Genomic DNA, 23553 nt, shown 5'->3' on the forward strand with positions numbered 1-23553 from the left:
GCGGATTGAACGAGTGTTTAATATATTGAACATGTGTTTAACGAACAGCCCTTACCGCAAGGACCCGCCGCGGATCTGACCACGGCGGCCCGAATACGTGACGCCGCGATCGAGATCTTCGGCGACCAGGGCTTCCAGGTCGGCGTGCGCGTGATCGCCCAGGCGGCAGGCGTCTCGCCCGGCCTGGTGAACCATCACTTCGGCTCCAAGGACGGCCTGCGCGCCGCCTGCGACGAGCGGGTGCTCCAGCTGATTCGCGACGAGAAGATCAAGGCGATCACCGCGCAGAGTGTGGCGAAGGGCATGCTGTCCGCGCTCGCCGAGATCGAGGTATACGGACCACTGGTCGCCTACATGGTGCGCAGCCTGCAGGCGGGTGGGCCGATGGCTCAGTCGCTTTTCGAGCACATGGTCGCCGATGCCGAGGTCTACATCCAGCAAGGCGTCGATGCGGGCGTGCTCAAACCGAGCCGCGACCCGGCGGCGCGTGCCAGATATCTGATGACACTCAACGTCGGCGCAACCCTGCTGTGGGTGCAGATGCACCAGCAGCCCGGCGAGAAGCTCGACTTCCGCAAGGCGATTCGCGAGCTGACCGAAGAGCTCACACCCCCCGCTCTGGAGTTCTACACCCAGGGCATCCTGACCGACCCCACGCTATTGGACACTTTCATCGAGGAGCATTGATGTCCGAAGTCATCCAAATCAACAATCTCCGTAAGACTTTCGGTCATGTCGCCGCTCTGGACGGCCTCGACCTCACGGTCAGCGAGGGCGAGATCCACGGGTTCCTGGGTCCCAACGGCGCGGGTAAGTCGACGACGATCCGCGTCCTGCTCGGCATTCTGCGCGCCACCTCCGGCCGCGCCGAACTGCTCGGGCGTGACCCGTGGTCCGACGCGGTCGCGCTGCACCACGAACTCGCCTATGTGCCAGGCGATGTCACGCTGTGGCCGTCGCTGTCCGGCGGCGAGACGATCGACCTGCTCGCCCGCATGCGCGGCGGCATCAACGCCGGCCGGCGCGAAGAACTGATCCAGCGGTTCGATCTGGATCCGCGCAAGAAGGCGCGCACCTACTCCAAAGGCAACCGGCAGAAGGTCGCGCTGATCTCCGCGCTCGCGTCCGACGTGCGACTGCTGCTGCTCGACGAACCGACCTCGGGCCTGGATCCGTTGATGGAACAGGTGTTTCGCGAATGCGTCGACGAGGCCAAGCAGCGCGGCACCACCGTACTGCTGTCCAGCCACATCCTGTCCGAGGTGGAGGCGCTCTGCGATCGGGTGACCATCATTCGCGCCGGACGCACCGTGGAAAGCGGCTCGCTGCAGGAGCTGCGGCACCTCTCCCGCACCTCGATCACCGCCGAATTGCTGGGCGACCCAGGTGATCTCAGCCGCATCGACGGCGTGGAGGACATCGAGCGGGACGGCTCGACCCTGCGCTGCCAGGTGGACGGTGAGCATCTGGGCGAACTGATCCGGGTGCTCGGCGACGCCGGCGTGCGCAGCCTGACCAGCGCACCGCCGACCCTGGAAGAGCTGTTCATGCGGCATTACCACGTCGACGGCGACGCCTCGGCGCACGCGACGAAGAGCGGGGAGAAGGTGGGCGCATGACTACGGCAACCGCGGGCAGGCACTATGCCGCCCCCACGGTGCGTGGCTCGGCCGACTTGGCGGGCACCGGCCAACTGCTGCGCCTGTTCCTGCGCCGCGACCGAATCGTGTTGCCGCTGTGGGTGATCGCGTTCGGTCTGCTACCGGCTTTCTATGTCGCGAGCACCAAGAGCGTCTACAGCACGCAAGCCGATCTCGACAACTACGCGAAGACCATCACCGACAGCCCGGCGCTCGTCGCCATGTACGGCCCGGTGTTCAGCACCGATATCGGCTCCTTGGCGCTGTGGAAAGCGGGGCCCTACTTCGCGATGATCGGAATCGCGACCATCCTCACCGTCATCCGGCACACCCGGGTCGAGGAGGAGACCGGCCGCGCCGAACTGGTCGGCGCCACCAGCATCGGCCGCTTCGCCGGGCTCACCGCGGTGCTGCTGATGACCACGTTCGGCTGTGTGGTCGTCGGAATCCTGTCCACCGCAATGCTGTACAGCAACGACCTGCCCCTCACCGGATCGGCGGCGTTCTCGGTGACGCTGGCCTGCTCCGGCCTGGCCTGGGCCGGCGTCGCCGCGGTGGCCGCGCAGGTGAGTACCGGCGCGCGGATCGCCCGCGGTGTGGCGCTCGGCGCGCTCGCCGCGGCCTTCGCCCTTCGGGCCATCGGTGACGCGGGCAACGGTGTGCTGTCCTGGTTCTCGCCCGTCGGCTGGTGTATTCAGCTGCGGGCCTTCGCGCAGGAACGCTGGTGGGTCCTGATCCCGCTGCTCGTGCTGGCCGCGCTCACCACCGCGGCGGCCTATGTACTGCTGAGTCGGCGCGATACCGGTTCCGGCCTGCTCGCCGAGCGACCGGGCCCACCGGCGGCGGCGCCCGCGCTGTCCGGCCCGGCCGGGCTGGCCTGGCGGCTGCAGCGTGGCTCGCTGCTGGCCTGGACCATCGGCTTCCTGCTGTACGGACTGCTGATGGGCGGGGCGGTGCGCAGCGTCGGCAACATGGTCAACGACAACTCGACGGTGCAGGACCTGGTCACCCGGATGGGCGGTTCGGACATGCTGCAGAACTCGTTCATCACCCTCGCGCTCACCCTGCTCGCCGCGGGCGCGGCCGCCTATTCCGTCTCGGCCGTGCTGCGGCTGCACGACGAGGAATCCAGTCAGCGGGCCGAATCCACCCTGGCCGGAGCGGTGAGCCGGGAGCGATACGCGCTGAGCCACATCGGTTTCGCGCTACTGGGTCCCGCGCTGCTCCTGCTGGTGGCCGCGCTGGCGATCGGCGTGGTCTACGGCGCGACCGACGGCGATATGGCGGGCAAGCTGACCGACGCGGTGGGTGCCGCGGCCGTCCAGGTGCCCGCGGTGTGGGTGTTCACGGGTATCGCGGTGGCGATCTACGGGATCGCTCCGCGCTTCACGCCGATTGCCTGGGGTGTGCTGAGCGTGTTGATCGTGATCTTCTTCATCGGCTCGCTGGACGGGCTGCCGCAGTGGTTGGTCGATCTCGTGCCCTTCGTCCATCCGCCGAAGCTGCCCGGCGCGGAGTTCCAGGCCGCCCCGGTGCTCTGGCTGCTCGGCGTCGCCGCGGCGTTGCTCGCGGTCGGCATCGTCGCCTTCCGCAGGCGCGATCTGCGCTGACTCCATATCGCCCGGCCCGCGCACTCGACAGGGTGCGCGGGCCGTCGGCATCGCAACGAGGGTTATCGACAGCTGGTGCGCCCGGAACCGCATCACCGGAGCGACCGTTGCGGACGAGAACACCATGGTGCGGCCCGCCGTCAGCACAGCACGGCGTGCCGCGGTCCGGGTGGCTCTGTCAGCCGATCCCGAGTTTCCCGGCGAGCCGGCCCAGATAGGCGAGTACCTCATCCGCCGAACGATCCGGCACCCCGAAAACAACCTCGGTCACGCCGAATTCGGCCCACTGCGCCAGCTGCGCCGGGTCCGGCCGACCGGCCAGCGCGATGACCTCCGGCGTACCCGCCCGGTCGTGTTCGCGCCAGATCCGATGCAGCAGGGCGATCTTGGTGTCCACCCCGTCTTCGGTCGGGGTGGTGATCCACCCGTCCGCGTGCTTGGCCAGCCAGGTGAACGACTTCTCGGTGCCCGCGGCGCCGAGATGCACCGGTATCCGCTTCTGCACCGGCTTCGGCCACGACCAGCTCGCGCCGAAGTTCACGAAATCGCCCGCGAAGCTGGCCTCCTCCTCGGTCCAGATGGTCCGCATGGCGTCCAAGTGCTCGCGCAGTACCGTCCTGCGCTTGCCCGGCGGAACCCCGTGGTGGGCGAGTTCGTCGGTGTTCCAACCGAATCCGACGCCGAGGCTGACCCGGCCGCCGGACAGGTGGTCCAGCGAGGCGATGGTCTTGGCCAGCGTGATCGGGTGGTGCTCGGCGGGTAGCGCCACCGCCGTGGACAAGCCGATCCGGCTGGTCACGGCGGCCGCGGTAGCCAGCGCCACCCAGGGATCGAGGGTGCGTAGATACCGATCGTCCGGCAGGCTCGCATCGCCCGTTTGCGGATGCGCGGCGGCCCGCACCACCGGGATATGCGTGTGCTCCGGCACGTAGAAGGTGTCGAAACCGGAATCCTCGGCGGCGGCCGCCGCCGCCGAGGGCGTAATGCCTCGATCGCTGGTGAACAACACAATTCCGTACCGCACCGCACACGCTCCCATCGGCTGAACTAGAACAAGTTCTACCATCTTTCTCGATCGGCACCAAGGGTTTGCGCGAGCAGGCACAGCGCGAGCGCCATGGCGACGGCCGCCGCCGTGCCGCCGATGATGTCGGTCGGCAGGTGGTAATCGAGCCCGACCATCCCGACGGCCACCGCGAGTAGCGCCGGCACCGCCACCGCGAGCGTCCTGAGCCGGGCCCGGATCGAGTCGATCAGCACGATGAACGTTGTCGCGATGGCGACCAGATGCACGGTGTGCCCGCTGGGATAGGCGAGGTAGTCGTGTAACTGCCGATCCCAGAGCGGTTTCCAGAGCCAGGTATTCAGGCCGAGCGCGAGTTCGGGCACCACCACCATGATCGCGGCGTGCCGCCATCGGCCGCGGTAACCGAACCAGGCTGCGGCGATCAGCAACAGTGGCACGAGAATGTAGGCATTGCTGGGAATCACCAAGGCCTGGTACAGGCCCGGCCGGGTGTCCAGTGCCGAATGGATCGGGGCGGCGAGATCGCGATCGAGCGGCGTCGGGCCGCCGTCCGGCGGGAAGGTCGCGGGCAGGACGGCGGTGACGGTGCCGCCCAGTGCGATGCCGCCGAGCCGGAGCGCGCCCCCGGCGCTGACGTCTTGCCGTAGTCCGAACACCGGTCGACCATAACTACAGACAGGTTCTTGCTACCCGACCGAGGGTTGTGCGAGAAGTCGATGGTCGTTCGACCGAACTCGTCTGGCCGTCGAAACCGCCGCAGCCCCAGGTCAACTCGGAGATGTATTGAACACCTCGCGGTGCTGCGAGGTCTTGGTATGGTCGTATTCGATCAGTGAACATTCCGGTTCGCCGATCGAAATCTCGGCTCGGTCGACCTGGATGCAATGTGGCTCGGGCGTATTTCGCGCGGTCGTCCGGTCCGTGGCAGGTGACTGAGAGGTACCCATGGTGGGCGATGAGGTCCGGCCTACGCTGGCAGGCACATATCGGCTTCCGACCATCATCGGGCGGGCCGCCGAGCTCGCCGAGGTCGGTCGACTGCTCGTTGATCCCCGAGTCCGGCTGCTCACCCTCACCGGGACCGCCGGTGTGGGCAAATCCCGGCTGGCCCGAGAGGCGCTCTCGGACAGCGCGTTCCATGGCTGCCTCGACGCGATGGTCGATCTCGGCGAGTGTGCCGACCGCGCGAGCACGTGGAACGCGGTGCTGGCGAAGGCGAGTCGTCGCTCGCTGGCCTGCGCACCGCAAGACCTCGAGCCGGACGCGGCGCTGGCCGTGCTGGCCTCCAGGATCGGCACCTGCCGGGCAATCCTGTTGCTGGACAACTGCGATCGGGTGGTCGAGCAGATCTCCACCGATGTGGCGCGCCTGCTGGAACACTGCCCGAACCTGGTCCTCGTGGCGACCAGCCGCGTCCCGTTCAACCTGTACCGCGAATGCGTGTTGTGTGTGCGCCCGTTGCGCACCGGCTGCGACACCGTCGACTACTACCCGGGCTCCGCGCCCGCCGCCCAGCTGTTGCTCGACAGCATCGACAGCCACTACCGTGGCACGGCCGCGGTGGCCGATCGGCTGGTCCTCGACGAGATCGTGCGCGAGCTCGACGGCGTACCGCTGGCCATCGAACTCGCCGCAGGCTCGATCGCCCGGATCGGCCCGGTGCGCACCCTGCACCGCATCGAGGCGGGTGCGGACCTGCGGTCGCCGTCGTTCGTCGACGTGCCTGCGCGGCACCGGACCTTGCACGGCGCGGTCGAATGGGGCCTCGACGGCGTCACCCCGGAGGTGCTCGACCTGTTGCTGCGCCTCTCGCTGTACCGGTCGGTGATCGATACCGACATGGCCTGCCTGGTGGCGGGCAAGCCGGAGGAGGAGACCACCGTCGCGATGGCGGAGCTGGTCCAGCGCAGCTTGCTGGACCATCTGTCCAGCGGGCCGCACGGGCACGGCTATCGGCTCTTCGCCACCGTGCGGTCCTACTGCCGCCAGGTGCTCGCCGCTGATCCGTTGCACGCCACCGCGATCCGTGAGGACCATGTGGACCGGCTGTGCCGGCTCGCGGAGCTCATCGGACCCCGATTCGACCAGCACGAGCATCGGGCGGACGCGTTGGACGCCGCGGGCAAGCAGATCGTGGACTTTCTCGCCGCGGTGCACTATCTGATCGACACCGGGCGTCCGGAACGCGCCGTGCACCTGGCGGCCCAGCTGGAATCGGCGTGGATCCAGCACGGCTATCAGTCCGAGCTGGAGTCGGTTCTGGCCGAGGCGCTGGAGATGAGCGATCGCAGCACGGTGGACCCCGGCGTGACCGCGCCGCTGTGCCTCGAGGTGCTCGGCACCTGGGCCGGCCGATCCGGGCGGTTACGGCGGGCGGTCGAGCTGCTGACGAATTCGGCTGCCGCGTACCGCCGTTTCGACAAGCACGTCGACGCGGCCCGGGTCACCGTGGTGCTGATCGCGGTGCTGATCGGGCTCGGGGAGCGGGCGGCCGCCAAAGCACAAGTGGCCGTGGCGTCGCAGTATGCCGACGAACTCGATGGTCCGTGGCCGTCCCGGCTCAGGGGCTCGGCCATGCTGCTGCGAATTCCGGTCCCGCCCGCGCGCGACACCGAGGTCTTGGCCGGACTGTGCGGCCGGGCCCGCCGTCTGGACAGCACGGCGCGGCTCATCGGCCTGAACACGCTGGCGCGCACGCAGATCGGCGAGCTGACCGCGGCTCGGGCACAGTCGCTCTATCGCGAGAATTTAGCCGACGACGATCTGCAAACGCATGCGCTGCAGGCGATCGTCGCGCTGGAGGGCTGCGCCATGGCCTACGACGCGGCCGGTGTCGAGTACGCCGAACCGACGGTGACGCTGATGCTCGCGGCCAGGCAGCTGCGAGCCACGCACGGCATACCGCAGCTGGGCGCGGGCGATCCGGCACCGAGAGAGGTCGAACATCGAAACGCGTTGGGCGAGAGCCGGTTCCGGGAGATCATGCGTAAGGCGGGGGAGATGAGCCTGGCGGACGCGGTGGCCTATGCCTGTGCAGGCCCGACGCTGCCCGATCCGGACGGATCCCCGCTGGCCGCGCTGACCAACCGGCAGCGCGAGATCGCCAGGCTGGTCGCCACCGGCCTGACCAACCGGATGATCGCCACTCAGCTGGGGATTTCGGAGTGGACCGTCGTCAATCACGTGCGCCAGGTGATGATCAAGCTCGACTGTCCGTCACGGCTGCACGTCGCGCTGGTGGTGGAACGGGATTCGCAGTCCGCCACCGAGGGAGCGGGCCGCGGCGAACCCGTGGTCGACGAGCGTACTGGTGAGCTTCCACGAATGACGGTGGCGCGCAAGACATAGCGACCGCTGGGCGCCGTCCGAATGTAGGCAGGCACGAGCGAGTGCCGGTACGCACGGCCCCGAGCCGGACTACGGCCCGTAGGTCAGCACCACGCTGATCACGAACCACAGCACCCACGCGAAGGCGATCACCATGCCCACCGCCAGCGTGATCCGCATGAAAGCCCGGCCGAAATCCATGTCGCGGGTCTCGCGCGGATACAGCTTCCACGGGCTGTACCACGGCGCCGCGACCGCGTACACCGGCTTGTGCGCCTCCCGCTCGGCCTGCGCCAGCTCCTCCGCGTAGGCCTCGGCCTGCGCCTGATTCGGCCCGCCGTGCCACAGCGTGATGTCGATCGGGCCGAGGAAGCCCTCGTTCAACAGCTCTTGCGGGGCGGGCAGGTAGGGCAGGATGCCGAGGCCGCGGAAGGCGATGGCGACATCGTTGGCCGTCCACAGGTGCTTCTCCTGCTCGGCGAGCGAGTCGAAGTAGTGCCGCAGCCTGCCTGGATCGTCGCCGAGGATCACGTCGAAGCTCGGGTCGCTCCAGGCCTGCTTGATCGTCAGCTCGGCCCCGCGCAGCGGCACGACTATCGCGAGACCGTGCACCGCGCGCTGACCGAGGCCGCGGTCGGCCAGCCAGCTCTGCAACGCGAAGGTGTGCTCGCGCGACTTCTCCAGCGGCGTGCGCCGATCCCGGCCCTCCATGGCGGCCGGGTCGCCGTTGATCGTCCACTGACCGTTGAGCGGGATCTCCAGCACGCCGTCCTGCCGGGCCACCAGCGCCTCGGCCTCGATCACCACGCAGCTGGTCGGCGTCCACACCACCGCGTCGAACTGGTGCAGCCGATCCCGGTGGAACAGACTGCAGTTGATGGTGGCGACGCCGTGCGGACTGTCCGGGTCCTTCCAGGTGCGCAGCCAATCGATCAGCGCCCGCTCGGCATTGGTGCCCGCCGCGTTCTGCACTCGCACCAGCATTGACGACCGCCCTTCACGTCGACACTCGACAGTGCACAGGATACGAGGTGCGCGGGCGAGTTCGCCGCCCTCATGGCAACAGTCGGCGTGTTGGTGCCGCGCTCACTGCGGCAGTTCGGCCGCGAACTTGCCCGCCTTTACCGCCTCGACCAGTGCGGCATGGTCGGATTCGGTGCGGTCGGCGTAGCGGACCGCGAAATTCGCGACCGCGTTCTCGAACCGCTCGTCGTCACCGAGGTAGCCCGCCAGCAGCCGCGGATCGAGCGAGCGCGCATGCGCGCGGGCCAGCAGCGCGCCGGCCAGCCTGCCGTAGTCGTCGAGGTCCGACGCGGACAGCCCGGCCGGGTCGATGCTGCCCTTGAGATTGCGGAATTGCCGGACGATGAACGGCATTTCGGTGCCGTCGCCGGTCGGGTCGACACTGGTCCAGCCGAGCAGGATATCGGTCTCGGACTGAACCAGCCTGGCGCCCTGCACGATTCGCTTGCCCTCGTGTTTCGGCCGGGGCGCGGGCAGGAACGGGGCGAGCGAGGACGGATTGGCCTGCTTGAGCTGCAACACCAGGTCTTCGCCCTCGTTGCCGTGGAGCAACGCGACATAGGTGTGCAGGCCGACGCTGCCGGTGCCGACGATGCGGAAGGCGATGTCGGACACCGCGAATCGGGCGAGCAGGTTGCGCCGGGACTCGCGCAGCGTGTCGGCGTAACGCTCCAGGCCGTCGGTGACGGCGGCCGCGAGCCGATCGTCTACCGCGGTGAGAACCGGTGGGTCGCTGATGAATCGGTGCTTGGTGATGCCGGTTCGGTGATCGTCGAGGCGTTCGGTCCACTTGGCCACCACCTTCGCGCTGGTGTTCTTGCGCGCCTTCTTCGCGGCCTTCTTGAAGTCGTCGATCAGGTCGTGCGCGGCGGCTTGATCCAGTACCGATTCGTCGGGCAGCGCGCTCCACGACTCCAGGAACGGCTGCTCGGCCAGCTGGGCCACCACGAGGCGGTAGGCGCGGGCCGCGTCGTGGGCCGCCGTGCGGCAGTCGTCTTCGCCCGCACCGCTGTCCCGGCCCGCCAGCACCAGGCTGGCCGCGAGGCGCTCCAGATCCCACTCCCACGGGCCGACGATGGTTTCGTCGAAATCATTGATGTCCATGATGATTTCGCCGCGTGGCGTGCCGTACAGGCCGAAGTTCGCGGCGTGCGCGTCGCCGCAGAGCTGTGCGTTGAGCCCGGTATCGGGTCCGTCCGCGAGATCGGCGGCCATGAGCCCGGCCGCGCCGCGGTAGAAGGTGAACGGGGACGCCATCATCCGGCCGATCCGCAGCGGCACCAGGTGGGTGAGGCGGCCCGCATTGCTCGCGGCGATGAACTCCAGCACGTCGGGCCGCCGAGCGCCCTCGGCGGCCCGATCCCTGGCGTCGACGGGCACGCGCTCGCGCACGGCCTGGCCGCGGGCGCGCACCTCCGCCGCGGGAACGTAGGAGCGTAGATCGATCCGACTGTCTGACACGCTGCTGACGCTAGCGGTTGCCGGAGCCTGTGCGGGTGTCGGTTTCACCACGTTCGGACGGCTATAACCCCAGCTGTCGGCTGTGACACCACCGGTCTCAGTTGGCGGGCACCGTCCGATCGACCGGAGTGATCGGCAGCCGCAACGCGCCGGGGGCGGACTCGGGCACCACGGGCTGCTTCGGCGCCACCGGGGCGATCCGCTGATATGCCGCCCCGAGTTCCGGACGGGGGTCGGCCTCGTTCTTGTTGGGCCAGAACGCCATCGCCCGCTCCGCCTGCGCGGTGATGGTGAGCGACGGGTTGACGCCCAGGTTGGCGGTCACCGCGGAGCCGTCCGCGACATGCAGGCCGGGGTGGCCGTACACCCGTTGATACGGGTCGACGACGCCGGTTTCCGGGGTGTCGCCGATGACGCAGCCGCCGATGTAGTGCGCGGTCGCCGGGATGTTGAATACGTCCATCACCAGCCCGTGCGTGTCACCGTGCACCTTCTCGCCGAAGCGGCGGCCGATGTCGTGCGCCATCGGGATCCAGGTCGGGTTGGGTTCGCCGGTGCCCTGCTTCGTCTTGAGCAGCCCGCGCCTGCGGAAGGAGGTCAGCGAGTTGTCCAGCGACTGCATGACCAGCAGGATCACCGACTTCTCCGAGGCCCGCCTGGCATTGAGACTGCGCAGGAACACCAGCGGATGCACCAGGATGGCGAGCAGGAAGCGCAGGAACCGGAACGCGCCGCCGTCCACGATCGGCACCGACATCGGGAACAGCGCGTTCTGGCCCTTGCCGTAGTGGCACACCTCGATGTGGGTGTCCTCGGCCGGATGGATCGACGAGGTGATCGCGATGCCCTCGGCGAAGTCGCGGCGCGAGCGGCTCACCACGTTGAGGATTGCCTCGGAGTTGCTGCGGGTCAGCTCGCCCAGGCGCGGCGAGAGATGCGGCAGCACCGCCTCGTCGCGCATCTTGTGCAGCAGCTTCTGCGTGCCGAGCGCGGCGCCGGCGAAGACCACCTGCTCGGCGGTGAAGGTCTTGCGCTCCTTGCGCACCCAGCGGTCCGAGCGCTCGGTCTGCACGGCGTAGCCACCCTCGGGCAGCGGCCGGACCTCGGTGGCGGTGGTCAGCGGATGCACCTCGGCGCCCGCCTGTTCGGCCAGGTAGAGGTAGTTCGTGGTGGTGGTGTTCTTGGCGTTGTGCGGGCAGCCGGTGAAACATTGCGCGCAGTGCACGCAGCCGCGCCTGCGGGGGCCGACGCCGCCGAAATAGGGGTCGTCGACCTCGGTGCCCGGGTCGCTTTCGTTGAAGAACACACCCACATTGGTCGGGTGGAAGGTCTCGGGCACACCGAGGTCCTCGGCGATCTCGCGGATCACCTCGTCGGCCGGGGTCAGCCGCGGATTCGGCGCCACGCCGAGCATTCGCTGGGCCTGGTCGTAGTACGGCGCGAGTTCGGCCCGCCAGTCGGTGATGTGTGCCCACTGTTTGTCGGTATAGAAGTTCGACAGCGGTTCGTACAGGGTGTTGCCGTAGATGAGGGAGCCGCCGCCGACGCCCGCGCCGGAGAATACCGCGCACTTGCCGAGCACGCTGATCCGCTGCGGACCGGTCAGGCCCAGTCGCGGCGCCCAAATCGATTTGCGCACATTCCAATTCGACTTCGGGATGTCCTCGGCGGGCCAGCGTCTGCCCGCCTCGAGCACGCCGACCCGATACCCCTTCTCGGTCAGCCGGAGCGCGCTCACGCTGCCGCCGAATCCGGAGCCGATCACCACCACGTCGTAGTCGAATGCGGGCATGACTTCCTCTCGTTCACCGGCCCATCGGGCCGGTCACTCACCGTACCGGCAGATGAGACGATTTCATACTCATTCTGTCACTGCGCGGGCTGTGGCGGAAACCATCCTTACCCGGCGATATCGCCGAATCCGGCGTGCCCGGATGGCGTCGAACGGGTCCGGTGCGGTAAGCACGGGGCGTGACAACCGAATCGGGCACCACGGAACCGGGGGAGCGCGCCGACACCGACGGCGCGGCAGGCGGTGTGTTCGACGACCGCATCCTCACCGTCCCGAATGTCCTGAGTGTGGTGCGGCTGCTGGGTGTTCCGCTGTTCTTGTGGCTGTTGCTGGTCGAGCACGCCGACGGCTGGGCGTTCGTTCTGCTGATCGCCAGCGGGGTGACCGACTTCCTGGACGGCAAGCTGGCCCGGCTGCTCGATCAGTCTTCGCGCCTCGGCGCCCTGCTCGACCCGTTCGTGGACCGGCTGTACCTCGTGACGACCCTGGCGGCGTTCGTGATCCGCGGGTTGATCCCCTGGTGGGTGGCGGTCATCCTGGTCGGTCGCGATCTGGTGCTCACCCTGACGCTCTCGGTCTACAAACGCCGCGATCTGCCCCCACCCGATGTCATCTATCTCGGCAAGGCGGCCACCTTCGCGTTGATGTCGGCGTTGCCCTGGCTGCTGGCCGGGGAGATGGATTGGGCGCTGGACGGTTTCGGGCGCGCCTTCGGTGGGGCATTACTGGTCTGGGGCACGGCGGTGTATGTATGGACCGGCTTGCTCTACACCGGTAAGGCGATCGCCGTCGCCCGCGCGATACCGGCTGTGCCACACCGCTCGACCTGACCGACGGCGTCGGGTCGAACATTGTCTCGACCCTCGCATAGAGTTGCGCCCACACGATCACAACGGAAAGGACGGACGGCCTGTGACCCAGACCCCCGAAGATCTGCGCTACACCGAGGAGCACGAGTGGGTGCAGCGGATCAGCCCGACCCGGGTTCGGGTAGGCATCACCGATTACGCACAGTCTCAACTCGGTGACGTTGTGTTCGTGCAGCTGCCCGAAACGGACAAGGACGTCGCCGTTGCGGACAGCATCGCCGAGGTCGAGTCGACCAAGAGCGTGTCCGACATCTACGCCCCGATCGCCGCGAAAGTTGTTGCGGTGAACGAGGATCTGGTGCAACAGCCGGAAACGCTGAACACCGATCCGTACGGCGACGGATGGCTGTTCGAACTCGAGGTCGCGGACGCCGCAGGCCTCGACACCACCCTCGGTGAACTGCTGGATGCGGCAGGTTATCAAGGAGTTATCGGGGGCTGAATCAGCCTTCCCGGTTCTACCTGCACGGGCACGCCCTGGCAGGGTACGGTCAATGCCAACAGATGCGCCGACAGTCATTGTCGGGAATCTAGGGACTCGACGGCAGGTCGTGGTGCCACAGGTATCACCTGCTTGCATGGATAATCAGGTTCGAGGAGGAGAGAAACGGTGAGCGAGAACAAAGACCCGGGTTACGGGGAGACCGCGGCCGAGACGACGTCGGTCTTCCGCGCGGATTTCCTGAACGAGGTCGACGCGTCGCGCTCCGGAGAGCCGACCGGTGAACAGCCGGTCCAAGGGGTCGAGGGTCTGCCCGTTGGTGCGGCCCTCCTGGTCGTCAAGCGCGGCCCGAACGCGGGCTCGCGGTTCCTGCTGGATCAGCCGACGACGTCGGCGGGCCGCCACCCCGACAGTGACATCTTTCTCGACGACGTCACCGTCAGCCGTCGGCATGCCGAGTTCCGCCAGGACGACGATTCGTTCCAGGTTGTCGACGTGGGCAGCCTGAACGGCACCTATGTGAATCGGGAGCCGGTGGACTCCTCGGAACTCCAGAACGGCGACGAGGTACAGATCGGCAAGTTCCGTCTCGTGTTCCTCACCGGACCGCGGGCTCAGGTGAACGAGCCGTCTGCGGGTGCAGGCAGCCTATGAGCACGCGACGCTGGGTTCTTTCGAGACGTGAAGGGCTCGGGGTCATGAAGGAACTCGGTGTCGTGACGGATTCGGCGCAGTGACGGGCGCGGCGCAGTGGGCCCGCGGAGGCATGTCGATCGGCTCCGTGCTCGACCTGCTGCGCCCGGATTTTCCGGACGTCACCATCTCCAAGATCCGCTTCCTGGAAGCGGAAGGCCTGATCCGGCCGGAGCGCACGCCCTCGGGCTACCGCAGATTCTCCGTCGCCGATTGTGAACGGCTTCGGTTCGTGCTGACCGCGCAACGCGATCAGTACCTGCCGCTGAAGGTGATCAAGGAACAACTCGAAGCGATCGACAGCGGTGCGGCGACGCTCGGCGTGCGGGAAGCCCGCGCCCGGGCGCACTCCGGCCGTGCGGGTGCGTCGGAGTCGGCAGCGTCCGACTCCGAGCACCCGGCCACCACCGGCGGGAATCGGAACGGCGCCGCGGCGCCGAGGAGGCTCGGCGTGGTGCCCAGCGAGATTTCCCCCGATGATCTGCGTTTCGATCACGAAATACGGCTCACCCGCGCGGATCTGCTCGCGCAGGCCGACATCGATGAGACCTTCCTCAACGATCTGGTTCGCGCGAACCTGATCACGCCCGGCCCGGCCGGATTCTTCGACGGCGACGATGTGACGCTCGCCAGGACCGCCAAGGCGATGGCCGAATTCGGTTTGGAGGCACGGCATTTGCGTGCGTTCAAGCTGGCCGCCGATCGGGAGGCCGCGCTGGTCGCACAGATCGCCGCCCCCATCGCGAAGAGCCGGGACGCCGGTGCCCGCGCCCGTGCCGAGGAAACAGTGCGCGAACTTGCGGCGCTGTCGCTGACGTTGCACACCTGTCTGGTGAAGTCGTCGGTGCGGACGTCGCTGGGCGGCTGAACATCCCGTTCGACCGCCGAGGCGCGATCCGTGTCATGTTTCGGTCATCCAACACGCCGATTTCGGCTGTGCACACCGATCACTGCACCCGCGCGGGTTCGCCTAGACTCGTTGGTACGGCGAGCTGGGCGGTGGTCGTGCCGGGCGGCCGGCGAGTATTGGGAGGCAGTGCGATGAGTGAGCGTAGCGAACGAATCATGTCACAGCGTGTGTCGCGCGTGCCGGGGCGAAATTTCGTGAGCGAGGTGCAGGTATGAGTGAGCGCAGCGAACGAGTCATGTCACAGCGTGCTTCGCTCATACCGGAGCCGGGCGGCAGCGAGGTGCAGGCATGAGTGAGATGCGGGTAATCGGCATTCGTGTCGAGCAGCCACAGAACCAACCCGTGCTGTTGCTCCGTGAGGTGTCGGGGGATCGGTACCTACCGATTTGGATCGGGCAGGCCGAGGCGACCGCGATCGTGCTGGAGCAGGAGGGGGTGACCCCGATCCGCCCGCTGACCCACGATCTGATCAAGATTCTGATCACCGAGCTCGGGCACACCCTCAAAGAGGTGCGCATCGTCGACCTGCAGGAAGGCACCTTCTACGCGGACCTGGTGTTCGAGAACGATCTGCACATCTCGGCCAGGCCGTCGGATTCGGTAGCGATCGCCTTGCGGGTCGGTTGCCCGATCTACGCCGAGGAGCCGGTGCTCGAGGAAGCCGGGCTGGTCATGCCGGACGAGCGCGAGGACGAGGTCGAGAAGTTCAAGGAATTTCTCGAATCCGTCTCACCGGACGACTTCAAGGCCACCGACAGCTGACCGGCCCATCCGCCGCCCCGGTGCCGCCGCGCCGACGACGCGCGGAGCTGAACCAGAGGTCGAGACTTTAACCGCGCGTCGCGTTTGGCTCGACGATGGTGCTCCCTGGACAATCAAGGGGAGTAATCTCGATAGTTGGGCCACGTCCGTTTTGGCCAGGTCGTCAGTACAAGCAGTGGTCGAAACGGAGCCGGGTCATCGATGAGGCTAGCCGTCGGCGAAGCAAGGGAGTGGTCAGTGGCAGAGCAATCGCAGGATGTGGTACAGCCAGGCCTGTTCCCGGACGACTCGGTTCCCGACGATCTGGTCGGCTACCGGGTACCCAGTGCATGCCAGGTAGCCGGGATCACCTACCGGCAGCTCGACTACTGGGCGCGCACCGGATTGGTGGTGCCCTCCATCCGCAGCGCCGCAGGCTCGGGGAGCCAGCGCCTATATTCGTTCAAGGACATTCTCGTCCTCAAGATCGTGAAGCGGCTGCTCGACGCGGGCATCTCGCTACAAAACATTCGGATCGCGGTCGACCACCTACGCAGCAGGGGAGTGCAGGACCTCGCGGGCATCACCCTGTTCTCCGACGGTACCTCGGTGTACGAGTGCACCTCGGCCGAGGAGGTAGTTGATTTACTGCAGGGCGGGCAAGGCGTCTTCGGCATCGCCATCAGCGGAGCCATGCATGAACTCACCGGCGCCATTGCCAACTTCCCCGCGGAACGCGCGTCCGCGGTGTCGGAGCGTCCGGAGGACGAGCTGTCCTACCGGCGCAAGGCACGGATGAGCCGCAAGACCGGTTAAAAGTAGCCAACCGAAACAACACCCCGCCTCCCCGACGAATCGAGGGTAGCGGGGTGTTGTGCTGTGTGGCACTTGATTTTTGGTGCAGGGGACGGGGACCCGGACGCGGCCTATAAGGTTCCGAAAAACATGTCGTTAAGTAGATATGCGCATCTAACTATGTTCCTGCTGGAACAGTCCTTGACCTGCACGTGACGAGCGCGACACCGCCGGGACGGGACCAGTGCCACGTTCCGGCGTGTCATCGGCTTAAACTGGTGGCGCGCCAACGCCGTGCGGGAGAGTCCCGGGTTCGTCAGAGTCCGGGCGCCGAAGGAGCAGCACCTCCCCGTCAATCTCTCAGGCAACAGGGACCGTGCGGGCTTGGGCGCCTCTGGAAAGCGGTGGCTTCGGGCTGCCCGCCGATGGGGAAAGGGGCTCGGCCTACGAGTAGGCCGCGGCGTCCGAATCTCTCAGGCAACAAAACAGAGGGGGAGGGCTGGTACCCGTCGACCGCCGTCGACCCGCCCGACCCAATGGGAGCTGCCGTGACTCGCTCATTCGCCGACCGCCACATCGGACCCGACCGGGGCGAACTCGCCCGGATCCTGGACGTCGTCGGCGTCGGCTCGCTCGACGAGCTCGCCACGAAGGCCTTGCCCGCCACCATCCTGGACGGGTCCGGACTTTCCGGATTGCCGCCCGCGGCAACCGAACACGAGGTGCTCACCGAACTCGCCGGGCTCGCCCACTCGAACACCGTGGCCACCTCGATGATCGGGCTCGGCTACTACGACACGCTGACTCCGCCGGTGCTCGTTCGCAACCTGCTGGAGAACCCGGCCTGGTACACCGCCTACACGCCGTACCAGCCGGAGATCAGCCAGGGCAGGCTAGAGGCGCTGCTCAACTTCCAGACCATGGTGTCGGAGCTGACCGGCATGGACGTGGCCAACGCGTCCATGCTCGACGAGGCCACCGCGGCCGCCGAGGCGATGACCCTGCTGCACCGGGCGAGCCGGTCCAAGTCGGCGCGCCTGGTCATCGACACCGATCTCTTCCCGCAGACCAAAACCGTGCTGACCACCCGGGCACAGCCGCTGGGTATCGAACTCGTTCCGGCCGATCTGGCCGGTGGCGAGCTGCCCGAGGGTGAGTTCTTCGGCGTGCTGGTGCAGGCTCCCGGCGCGTCGGGCCGTGTAGTGGACTGGACGTCGCTGATCAGCGCGGCGCACGAGCGTGGCGCGCTGGTCGCGGTCGGCGCGGACCTGCTGGCGATGACGCTGATCGCCTCGCCCGGCGACCAGGGCGCGGACGTCTGCTTCGGTACCACCCAGCGTTTCGGCGTGCCGCTCGGCTTCGGCGGGCCGCACGCGGGGTATCTGGCAGTGCGCACGGCGTATGCCAGGCAGCTGCCGGGCCGGCTGGTAGGCGTCTCGGTGGACGCCGACGGTGACGTGGCCTACCGGCTGGCGTTGCAGACCCGGGAACAGCACATCCGGCGCGAGAAGGCCACCTCCAACATCTGTACCGCGCAGGTGCTGCTGGCCATCGTCGCGGCGATGTACGCGAGCTACCACGGTGCCGACGGGCTGCGCGAGATCGCCCGCCGGGTGCACCGGCACGCGGCCACCATCGCCGCCGGTCTCGACGGCGCGGTCGTGCACGACACCTTCTTCGACACCGTGCTCGCGCACGTGCCCGGTGGGGCGGAAGCCGTTGTGGCGAAGGCGAAGTCGCGCGGGATCAACCTGCGCCTGGTCGACGCCGATCATGTCGGGATCGCCTGCGACGAAGCGACCATCGAGGCGCATGTCGCGGCGGTGCTCGAATCCTTCGGCACCACACTGTCGGCCGAGCAGAGCGAGCCGGCCCCGGTCGCCGCGATCGAGAACCGCACCTCCGGGTTCCTCGACCACCCGGCCTTCACCAAGTACCACACCGAAACCGCCATGCTGCGCTACCTGCGGTCGCTGTCGGACAAGGATATTGCCTTGGACCGCAGCATGATTCCGCTCGGCTCCTGCACCATGAAGCTCAACGCGACCGCCGAGATGGAGGCCATCACCTGGCCCGGCTTCGCCCGCGTGCACCCATACGCGCCGGTCGAGGACGCCCCCGGCCTGCTCCAGGTGATCACCGATCTGGAGCAGTGGCTGTGCGCCATTACCGGCTACGACTCGGTGAGCTTGCAGCCCAACGCGGGCAGCCAGGGCGAGTACGCGGGCCTGCTGGCGATCCGGCGCTACCACCTGGATCGCGGTGACACACACCGGGATACCTGCCTGATCCCGTCCAGCGCGCACGGCACCAACGCGGCCTCGGCGGCGATGGCCGGGCTGCGCGTCGAGGTGGTCAAGTGCCGCGAGAACGGCGATATCGACCTGGACGACCTGCGGGCCAAGATCGCCGACCACGCCGCCCGGCTGGCCTGCATCATGATCACCTACCCGTCCACGCACGGCGTGTACGAGCACGAGGTCGCCGAGCTGTGCGAGCTGGTGCACGACGCGGGCGGTCAGGTGTACGTCGACGGCGCGAACCTGAATGCTCTTGTCGGGCTCGCCCGTCCGGGTAAGTTCGGCGGCGACGTGAGCCACCTGAACCTGCACAAGACGTTCTGCATCCCGCACGGCGGTGGCGGTCCGGGCGTCGGTCCGGTGGCGGTCCGCTCGCACCTCGCGCAATACCTGCCGGGCGACCCACTGGTGACCGACTCGCACGCGGTGTCGGCCGCGAACTACGGCTCCGCCTCGATCCTGCCGATCACCTGGGCCTACATTCGGATGATGGGCGCGGACGGGCTGCGCAGCGCCACCTTGACGGCGATCGCGTCGGCCAACTACATCGCGCGCAGGCTCGACGAGTACTTCCCGGTGCTCTACACCGGCGAGCACGGCATGGTCGCGCACGAGTGCATCCTGGACCTGCGGGAGATCACCAAGCAGACCGGTGTCACCGTCGATGATGTGGCGAAGCGGCTGGCGGACTACGGATTCCACGCGCCGACCATGAGCTTCCCGGTGGCGGGCACGTTGATGGTGGAGCCCACCGAGAGCGAGAACCTTGCCGAGCTGGACGATTTCATCGAGGCGATGATCGCGATTCGTAAGGAGATCGATCAGGTGGCGGCCGGGGTGTGGCCGGTTACCGACAACCCGTTGCGCGGTGCGCCGCATACCGCGGCCAGCCTGGTCGGGGAGTGGGAGCACCCGTACAGCCGCGAAACCGCTGTTTACCCAAGGGGTCTCGGGCATGCGCGGGCGAAGGTGTGGCCGCCGGTGCGCCGGATCGACGGGGCTTATGGCGACCGTAACCTGGTGTGCTCGTGCCCGCCGCTCGAGGCGTACGCCGAGTGACAGGGATGCCGACTATGTAGCGAAGGCGCCCTCCAGCTGATTTCAGCTGGAGGGCGCCTTCGCCTTGGCGGTGGGTTGAGCGTCTGCGGCGGTGAATTCTGCGCCGGTGCATCGGCGTAAGTCTGCCTATCTCCCGCACGCGCCATCGCCTCCGAAAGCCGTTGCGGAAGAAGTCGCTACGGCGTGGTGAGCGACTGCACGACGGCGGACGCGAATTTGAGATCGTCCGAGGTCGCCACGCGGGTGTAGGTGCCGCCGGACTGCTCGGAGATGCTCTTCAGCGTCTGCGTGCCTTGCCCGCCGATCACGATGATGTCGACGCGAACCGGATGGGCCCGGTCGATCGCGGCCGCCATATCACTGGCGAGTTTCGCGCCGGTGACCGTCGAGTCGTCCTCGGGTCCGTCGGTGATGAGCAGCACCGAATTGGTGCGGCCCGCGGTGTACTCCTTGATTGCGTTCTTGTACGCGGCGATCAGTGTCGGGTAGGCCTGATCCGCGCGAACATCGCTGGCGCGCACGGCATTCAACGCGGTGCTGAGCTTGGTGCGCTGCTCGTTGGTGAGGGGAGCGGTGGCGGCCTGCACCTTGTACGGCGTGGTGCCGTCGAGGTTTTTGCCGAACGTCCAGACGCCGAGGCCGAAGTCGGGTGGCATCACGGTCATCGTGGAGTTCAGGGCGGCAAGGACATTCGCGAGCCGGGTCATCGAACCGTCGGTGGTGGTCATGGACGCCGAGACATCGACCAGGACGGTGGATTGCACGCCGAGCACCGGATTGGCCATGGTGTCGCGCACTTTGTCGAGCGCGGCGCGGGCCGGCACCGGAGTGGTCGCCGGCGCGGTGGTGAACCCTGCGGCGGTGAACGTCCGGGCTTGTTCGGGGGCGCGCAGGAAGTCGGCGAAGAGGCCGCCGATGAGGTTCTGCGTCTTGTCCACCCACGGCCCGGACATCAGCGCGGCGGGGTGGTCGGCGACCGGTGCGGCACCGGTCGGCTGGTAGACGGTAAGTCCCGGTTGGGTTTTGGCCTGCTGTTCGGTAGTGGCTACGGCGTGCACGGTGGCGGTCTGCGGAGCAGTCGCGATGATGCCGAATGCCGCCGCGGTGTCCGGTGCCTCGGGTGCGCCGGCGGCGAGTCCGGAGACCGCGGACACGGCCTGACCGGACTGCGCGGCCTGCTCGGTCAGCGGCTCGGCGCCGGATATGGCGGACCCGACGGCGACAGCCGCGGCCAGCGAGGCATCCCCGGGCGGCAGCGCCATGCGTAGGCCACCCCACCCGGACAGGCCGATGTCGTTGAGCGAACCCTGTTGCAGGCGTGGCAGATCCGCCCAGGTGGTCTTGGCTTGGTCGAGCGCGCCACGCAATTCGTCGGGCACCGCGAGCACGATCGGGCTCACCGCGATCGGCGCGGGCGTGCCTTCGATCAGCCCGGGCACCCGCATGGCCTCGATCGAGCGCGACGAATCGGGGATCCACAGCACTGGTTGCGGGCCGAGGGACTGGTCCCACGGCTTACCGCTGGTGAAGGCGGCGACGACGGCGGCCGAGGGCTGTGCGGTCACCGCGACCTGGGCGCAGTGGTCGCGCACCCGAGGTTTGGTCGCGTTGTACCGGTCCGCGGCGGCGCGCACCAGCGTGGCGATGTCCGGATCGGCGGTCACATACAGCGTCGAGGGGCCGGACACGCACTCCGCCGCCGCGGCGCTGTCCTCGTCGGCCGCCCTATCCCGTAATTGGAACCACGCGAAGACCCCGGCGACCAGCAGCACGACGGCGACCACTGCGATAACCGGACCTTTGCTGATGCCTCGGGATCTGGCTCCGCTGCGATGAGTGCCCACGCTGCACAGTGTATGTTCACCTGCGGTTTGCGGGCTCGCCGAGTCGGCGAGCCGCCGCGAAACGCCCGCCGCCGTGCCAACGGCGGGCACGGCGGCGGTGTTCAGGGGCGGATCAGCTGGCCGCGGTCGAACTCGTGACCACCCCACACGCCGGACTGTCCGGTGCGGGCAGCGAATTCGGCACAGGCCGCGCGAATGGGGCAGCCCGCGCAGACGCCGCGGGCGTAGTCGAAATCCTGCGAGGGGTACGGGAACCACGCCTCGTGATGCGGATCACCCCGGCAGGCCGCCCGATGCCACTCTCGGGAGTCCGAGAGCGGGAGCAGCTCGGCCAGGGTCAGGTCCACGACCGCGGCGTTCTGGTTACGAACGGTCATCGCGATTACTCCTTTCTCGGTGGTCAGGTGGCGGCGAGCTGCTTCCAGATCTGCCGCTGTTGCTTGAGGTGGTGGTTGGGTGCCTTGGGTTGCCACAGCAGCCGCATGCCCGCTTCCTCCGGGGTGCGGTCGGCCTTGGTCGTGTTGCACGGCCCGCAGCAGGCGACGAGGTTGCTCCAGGTGTTGGGGCCGCCCCGGCTGCGCGGCCGGATGTGGTCGACGGTGCGGGCCCAGGCGGCGCAGTAGCCGCACCGGTTCCGGTCGCGGCGCAGGACGCCGGCCAAGGTGGCCCGGCTCTCGTCGTGTACTCGCGCGCTGTGCTCGATGTACACGTAGCGCAGCAGCCGGATGGTCTCCGGTAGGAGCACTTCGCAGTGCTTCGAGCGGATCGGGAAGTGCGGCGCCCGGTCGGCGATCGACTCCGCGGCGCCCGCCAGCAGCAGCACGACGGCCCGGTCGGCGCTGATCATGTCGAGCGCCTCGTAGGAGGCGTTCAGCACCAGCACCCCGGTGCGTATCCAGTTGTCGGGGGTGAGCGCCGCAGGGTCAGCGGCATGGCGAAATGGCATGGGAATCACCATGTTTCGGGAGAGGTCGAGCGGGCGGGCGAGGAGGGCGGTCAGCTATCGGCCGGGAGGTGGCCGTCTTCATGTCCGCAGCTCAGCTGGCGGTCGAATGCGGGTTTGCCGGTCGACAATCGTTGCACCGCAGCGTCATTCGCCTTCATCGGAATCATCGCCACCTCCTCCTCTCCATACGCTCGTGGATCACCGCTACCTGGTGATCATCGTCGAATCCCATGGTGACATAACGGACCTACCGCTGTCGGGTCATTTATTTCGGGACGGGCTCAGGGTCAGGCGCTCTGGAGCTGGGCGGCGCCGAAGGAGACACGGAATCGCTCGCACCAGATCGTGACACTGGTCAGTGCCGACAGGTCGGTGTCGGCGGCGATGGGATAGTTCTGGCTGCCCTTGTTGCCTTTCAGGCTGCCGAGATCGGTGTGGGCGCCGTCGTCGAAGACGAACCAGCCCGCTTTACCTTCGAGCACCTCGGCGTCGGTGAGCCAGACGTGCAGGTCGGGGCCGTCGGAGGTGTCGAGGTCCTCGAGCCGCAGCACCCGGCTGCCGTCGGGCAGTTGCAGGATCACCACGGAGCCGGAGGTCTGATGCTCGTGCGAGATGAGGCTGCCGCGCGCGAGCGTCCGTGGCTGGGCGGATTCACCCGGCGCCGCCGGAGCGGCGACCGAGGGCGCGGCCTCGTTGACGGTGGTGTTGGTGAACAGTCGCCACGGTTGGGTCAGCGCCAGTCCGACGCCGAGCCCGATCACCAGCAGAACGGCCAGGGTCCACGTGATCGGAGAACGCGCGATCTTGCGTGTGGACACCATGGCTCCTCCTTCGGACGACCGTCTCATCTCATTCAACACCGCCGCCGGGGTTATTGCCCCCACTTGGTCATGGGGGCAGGCAGCGGCGTTGTTAACCGATGGGGTGGGTCGGAGCAGGTCGAACGGTGATGGTCGGTCGACGACGCGGGCGAAGCAGCGAGACCACAGCGCTGCCGGGCGTGCTGAAGTGCCTGGTCAACGGCTTGGCCGACCCGGCCCTCGACGGCGCGTCCGCCGAGGGCCTGCGGTAGGT

Annotated in this window: 21 protein-coding genes and 1 riboswitch; of the genes, 12 read left to right on the forward strand and 9 right to left on the reverse strand. The window is 67.8% G+C overall.

What is annotated here, in order from left to right; translation table 11 throughout:
- The first annotated feature begins 33 nt into the window (after positions 1-33).
- The 3 genes from DMB37_RS39300 to DMB37_RS39310 are packed head-to-tail and all read left to right on the forward strand — an operon-like array spanning position 34 to position 3250.
- Positions 34-687 (forward strand): TetR/AcrR family transcriptional regulator, encoded by a 654-nt coding sequence (locus DMB37_RS39300; RefSeq protein ID WP_135237061.1) that lies wholly within the window; start codon positions 34-36, stop codon positions 685-687.
- Entirely contained in the window at positions 687-1619 is a 933-nt protein-coding gene (locus DMB37_RS39305; protein WP_135237062.1) for an ABC transporter ATP-binding protein, read from the forward strand. Before DMB37_RS39300 ends, DMB37_RS39305 begins: the two co-directional genes overlap by 1 nt.
- Positions 1616-3250 carry an ABC transporter permease gene (locus DMB37_RS39310; RefSeq protein WP_135237063.1) on the forward strand — a complete coding sequence of 545 codons (1635 nt, stop codon included), beginning with the start codon at positions 1616-1618 and terminating at the stop codon, positions 3248-3250. Before DMB37_RS39305 ends, DMB37_RS39310 begins: the two co-directional genes overlap by 4 nt.
- A gap of 178 nt (positions 3251-3428) precedes the next feature.
- Here DMB37_RS39310 and DMB37_RS39315 read toward each other — a convergent pair whose 3' ends face one another.
- Both DMB37_RS39315 and DMB37_RS39320 read right to left on the reverse strand, forming a co-directional pair.
- Complete coding sequence (locus DMB37_RS39315; protein WP_135237064.1) at positions 3429-4274, reverse strand: TIGR03619 family F420-dependent LLM class oxidoreductase; 846 nt, start codon at positions 4272-4274, stop codon at positions 3429-3431.
- 35 nt (positions 4275-4309) lie between these two features.
- On the reverse strand, positions 4310-4933 hold the full coding sequence (locus tag DMB37_RS39320) for a phosphatase PAP2 family protein (protein WP_240772116.1): 624 nt from the start codon (positions 4931-4933) through the stop codon (positions 4310-4312).
- Positions 4934-5222: 289 nt separating this feature from the next.
- Here DMB37_RS39320 and DMB37_RS39325 point away from each other — a divergent pair, with 289 nt between their 5' ends.
- On the forward strand, positions 5223-7625 hold the full coding sequence (locus DMB37_RS39325) for a LuxR C-terminal-related transcriptional regulator (protein WP_135237065.1): 2403 nt from the start codon (positions 5223-5225) through the stop codon (positions 7623-7625).
- Positions 7626-7694: 69 nt separating this feature from the next.
- Here the strand turns inward: DMB37_RS39325 and DMB37_RS39330 are convergent, their stop codons facing one another.
- From DMB37_RS39330 to DMB37_RS39340, 3 genes are all read right to left on the reverse strand, one after another.
- Positions 7695-8588: a nuclease-related domain-containing protein gene (locus tag DMB37_RS39330; RefSeq protein WP_135237066.1), complete on the reverse strand. Its 894-nt coding sequence runs from the start codon at positions 8586-8588 to the stop codon at positions 7695-7697.
- Between the two features lie 102 nt (positions 8589-8690).
- A complete protein-coding gene (locus DMB37_RS39335) occupies positions 8691-10088 on the reverse strand; it encodes a DUF2252 domain-containing protein (RefSeq protein WP_135237067.1) in 1398 nt (465 codons plus the stop codon).
- 97 nt (positions 10089-10185) lie between these two features.
- On the reverse strand, positions 10186-11880 hold the full coding sequence (locus DMB37_RS39340) for a GMC oxidoreductase (protein WP_135237068.1): 1695 nt from the start codon (positions 11878-11880) through the stop codon (positions 10186-10188).
- 245 nt (positions 11881-12125) lie between these two features.
- Between DMB37_RS39340 and DMB37_RS39345 the strand changes: the two genes are divergently transcribed.
- The 7 genes from DMB37_RS39345 (at position 12126) to gcvP (ending at position 19689) form a co-directional block, all read left to right on the forward strand.
- Entirely contained in the window at positions 12126-12710 is a 585-nt protein-coding gene (locus DMB37_RS39345) for a CDP-alcohol phosphatidyltransferase family protein (protein WP_135238101.1), read from the forward strand.
- An 82-nt stretch (positions 12711-12792) separates the two neighbouring features.
- Positions 12793-13191: a glycine cleavage system protein GcvH gene (gene gcvH / locus DMB37_RS39350; protein ID WP_135237069.1), complete on the forward strand. Its 399-nt coding sequence runs from the start codon at positions 12793-12795 to the stop codon at positions 13189-13191.
- Between the two features lie 168 nt (positions 13192-13359).
- The gene (locus DMB37_RS39355; RefSeq protein WP_040734653.1) at positions 13360-13845 is read left to right on the forward strand and encodes an FHA domain-containing protein; all 486 of its coding nucleotides are present in this window, start codon (positions 13360-13362) and stop codon (positions 13843-13845) included.
- A gap of 112 nt (positions 13846-13957) precedes the next feature.
- Complete coding sequence (locus tag DMB37_RS39360) at positions 13958-14752, forward strand: MerR family transcriptional regulator (RefSeq protein WP_135237070.1); 795 nt, start codon at positions 13958-13960, stop codon at positions 14750-14752.
- 330 nt (positions 14753-15082) lie between these two features.
- A complete protein-coding gene (locus tag DMB37_RS39365) occupies positions 15083-15556 on the forward strand; it encodes a bifunctional nuclease family protein (protein ID WP_069160942.1) in 474 nt (157 codons plus the stop codon).
- Between the two features lie 201 nt (positions 15557-15757).
- Complete coding sequence (locus DMB37_RS39370; protein WP_135237071.1) at positions 15758-16351, forward strand: MerR family transcriptional regulator; 594 nt, start codon at positions 15758-15760, stop codon at positions 16349-16351.
- Positions 16352-16617: 266 nt separating this feature from the next.
- Positions 16618-16717: riboswitch (glycine riboswitch) on the forward strand.
- Positions 16718-16866: 149 nt separating this feature from the next.
- Positions 16867-19689, forward strand: a complete 2823-nt coding sequence (gcvP, locus tag DMB37_RS39375) for an aminomethyl-transferring glycine dehydrogenase (protein WP_135237072.1) — start codon at positions 16867-16869, stop codon at positions 19687-19689.
- Between the two features lie 176 nt (positions 19690-19865).
- On the opposite strand, the gene DMB37_RS39380 is transcribed toward gcvP, so the two are convergent.
- From DMB37_RS39380 to DMB37_RS39395, 4 genes are all read right to left on the reverse strand, one after another.
- Positions 19866-21533 carry a VWA domain-containing protein gene (locus tag DMB37_RS39380; RefSeq protein ID WP_206055130.1) on the reverse strand — a complete coding sequence of 556 codons (1668 nt, stop codon included), beginning with the start codon at positions 21531-21533 and terminating at the stop codon, positions 19866-19868.
- A gap of 101 nt (positions 21534-21634) precedes the next feature.
- Positions 21635-21910 carry a WhiB family transcriptional regulator gene (locus DMB37_RS39385; RefSeq protein ID WP_135237073.1) on the reverse strand — a complete coding sequence of 92 codons (276 nt, stop codon included), beginning with the start codon at positions 21908-21910 and terminating at the stop codon, positions 21635-21637.
- Positions 21911-21933: 23 nt separating this feature from the next.
- On the reverse strand, positions 21934-22479 hold the full coding sequence (locus DMB37_RS39390; protein ID WP_135237074.1) for an HNH endonuclease: 546 nt from the start codon (positions 22477-22479) through the stop codon (positions 21934-21936).
- 287 nt (positions 22480-22766) lie between these two features.
- Positions 22767-23300: a DM13 domain-containing protein gene (locus DMB37_RS39395; RefSeq protein ID WP_135237075.1), complete on the reverse strand. Its 534-nt coding sequence runs from the start codon at positions 23298-23300 to the stop codon at positions 22767-22769.
- 128 nt (positions 23301-23428) lie between these two features.
- Between DMB37_RS39395 and DMB37_RS41790 the strand changes: the two genes are divergently transcribed.
- Complete coding sequence (locus DMB37_RS41790) at positions 23429-23551, forward strand: hypothetical protein (RefSeq protein WP_255508354.1); 123 nt, start codon at positions 23429-23431, stop codon at positions 23549-23551.
- The last annotated feature ends 2 nt before the right edge of the window (positions 23552-23553 follow it).

The sequence above is a fragment of the Nocardia sp. CS682 genome (assembly GCF_004634405.1).
In the GTDB taxonomy this organism is placed as follows: Bacteria; Actinomycetota; Actinomycetes; order Mycobacteriales; family Mycobacteriaceae; genus Nocardia; species Nocardia ninae.

Bases quoted from the DNA above. Each gene is read 5' to 3' on its own strand.
- DMB37_RS39305 (WP_135237062.1), top strand. From the start codon at position 687: ATGTCCGAAGTCATCCAAATCAACAATCTCCGTAAGACTTTCGGTCAT.
- DMB37_RS39310 (WP_135237063.1), top strand. From the start codon at position 1,616: ATGACTACGGCAACCGCGGGCAGGCACTATGCCGCCCCCACGGTGCGT.
- DMB37_RS39325 (WP_135237065.1), top strand. From the start codon at position 5,223: ATGGTGGGCGATGAGGTCCGGCCTACGCTGGCAGGCACATATCGGCTT.
- DMB37_RS39330 (WP_135237066.1), bottom strand. From the start codon at position 8,588: ATGCTGGTGCGAGTGCAGAACGCGGCGGGCACCAATGCCGAGCGGGCG.
- DMB37_RS39340 (WP_135237068.1), bottom strand. From the start codon at position 11,880: ATGCCCGCATTCGACTACGACGTGGTGGTGATCGGCTCCGGATTCGGC.
- DMB37_RS39360 (WP_135237070.1), top strand. From the start codon at position 13,958: ATGTCGATCGGCTCCGTGCTCGACCTGCTGCGCCCGGATTTTCCGGAC.
- DMB37_RS39365 (WP_069160942.1), top strand. From the start codon at position 15,083: ATGAGTGAGATGCGGGTAATCGGCATTCGTGTCGAGCAGCCACAGAAC.
- DMB37_RS39370 (WP_135237071.1), top strand. From the start codon at position 15,758: ATGAGGCTAGCCGTCGGCGAAGCAAGGGAGTGGTCAGTGGCAGAGCAA.
- gcvP (WP_135237072.1), top strand. From the start codon at position 16,867: ATGGGAGCTGCCGTGACTCGCTCATTCGCCGACCGCCACATCGGACCC.
- DMB37_RS39385 (WP_135237073.1), bottom strand. From the start codon at position 21,910: ATGACCGTTCGTAACCAGAACGCCGCGGTCGTGGACCTGACCCTGGCC.
- DMB37_RS39390 (WP_135237074.1), bottom strand. From the start codon at position 22,479: ATGCCATTTCGCCATGCCGCTGACCCTGCGGCGCTCACCCCCGACAAC.
- DMB37_RS39395 (WP_135237075.1), bottom strand. From the start codon at position 23,300: ATGGTGTCCACACGCAAGATCGCGCGTTCTCCGATCACGTGGACCCTG.
- DMB37_RS41790 (WP_255508354.1), top strand. From the start codon at position 23,429: ATGGTCGGTCGACGACGCGGGCGAAGCAGCGAGACCACAGCGCTGCCG.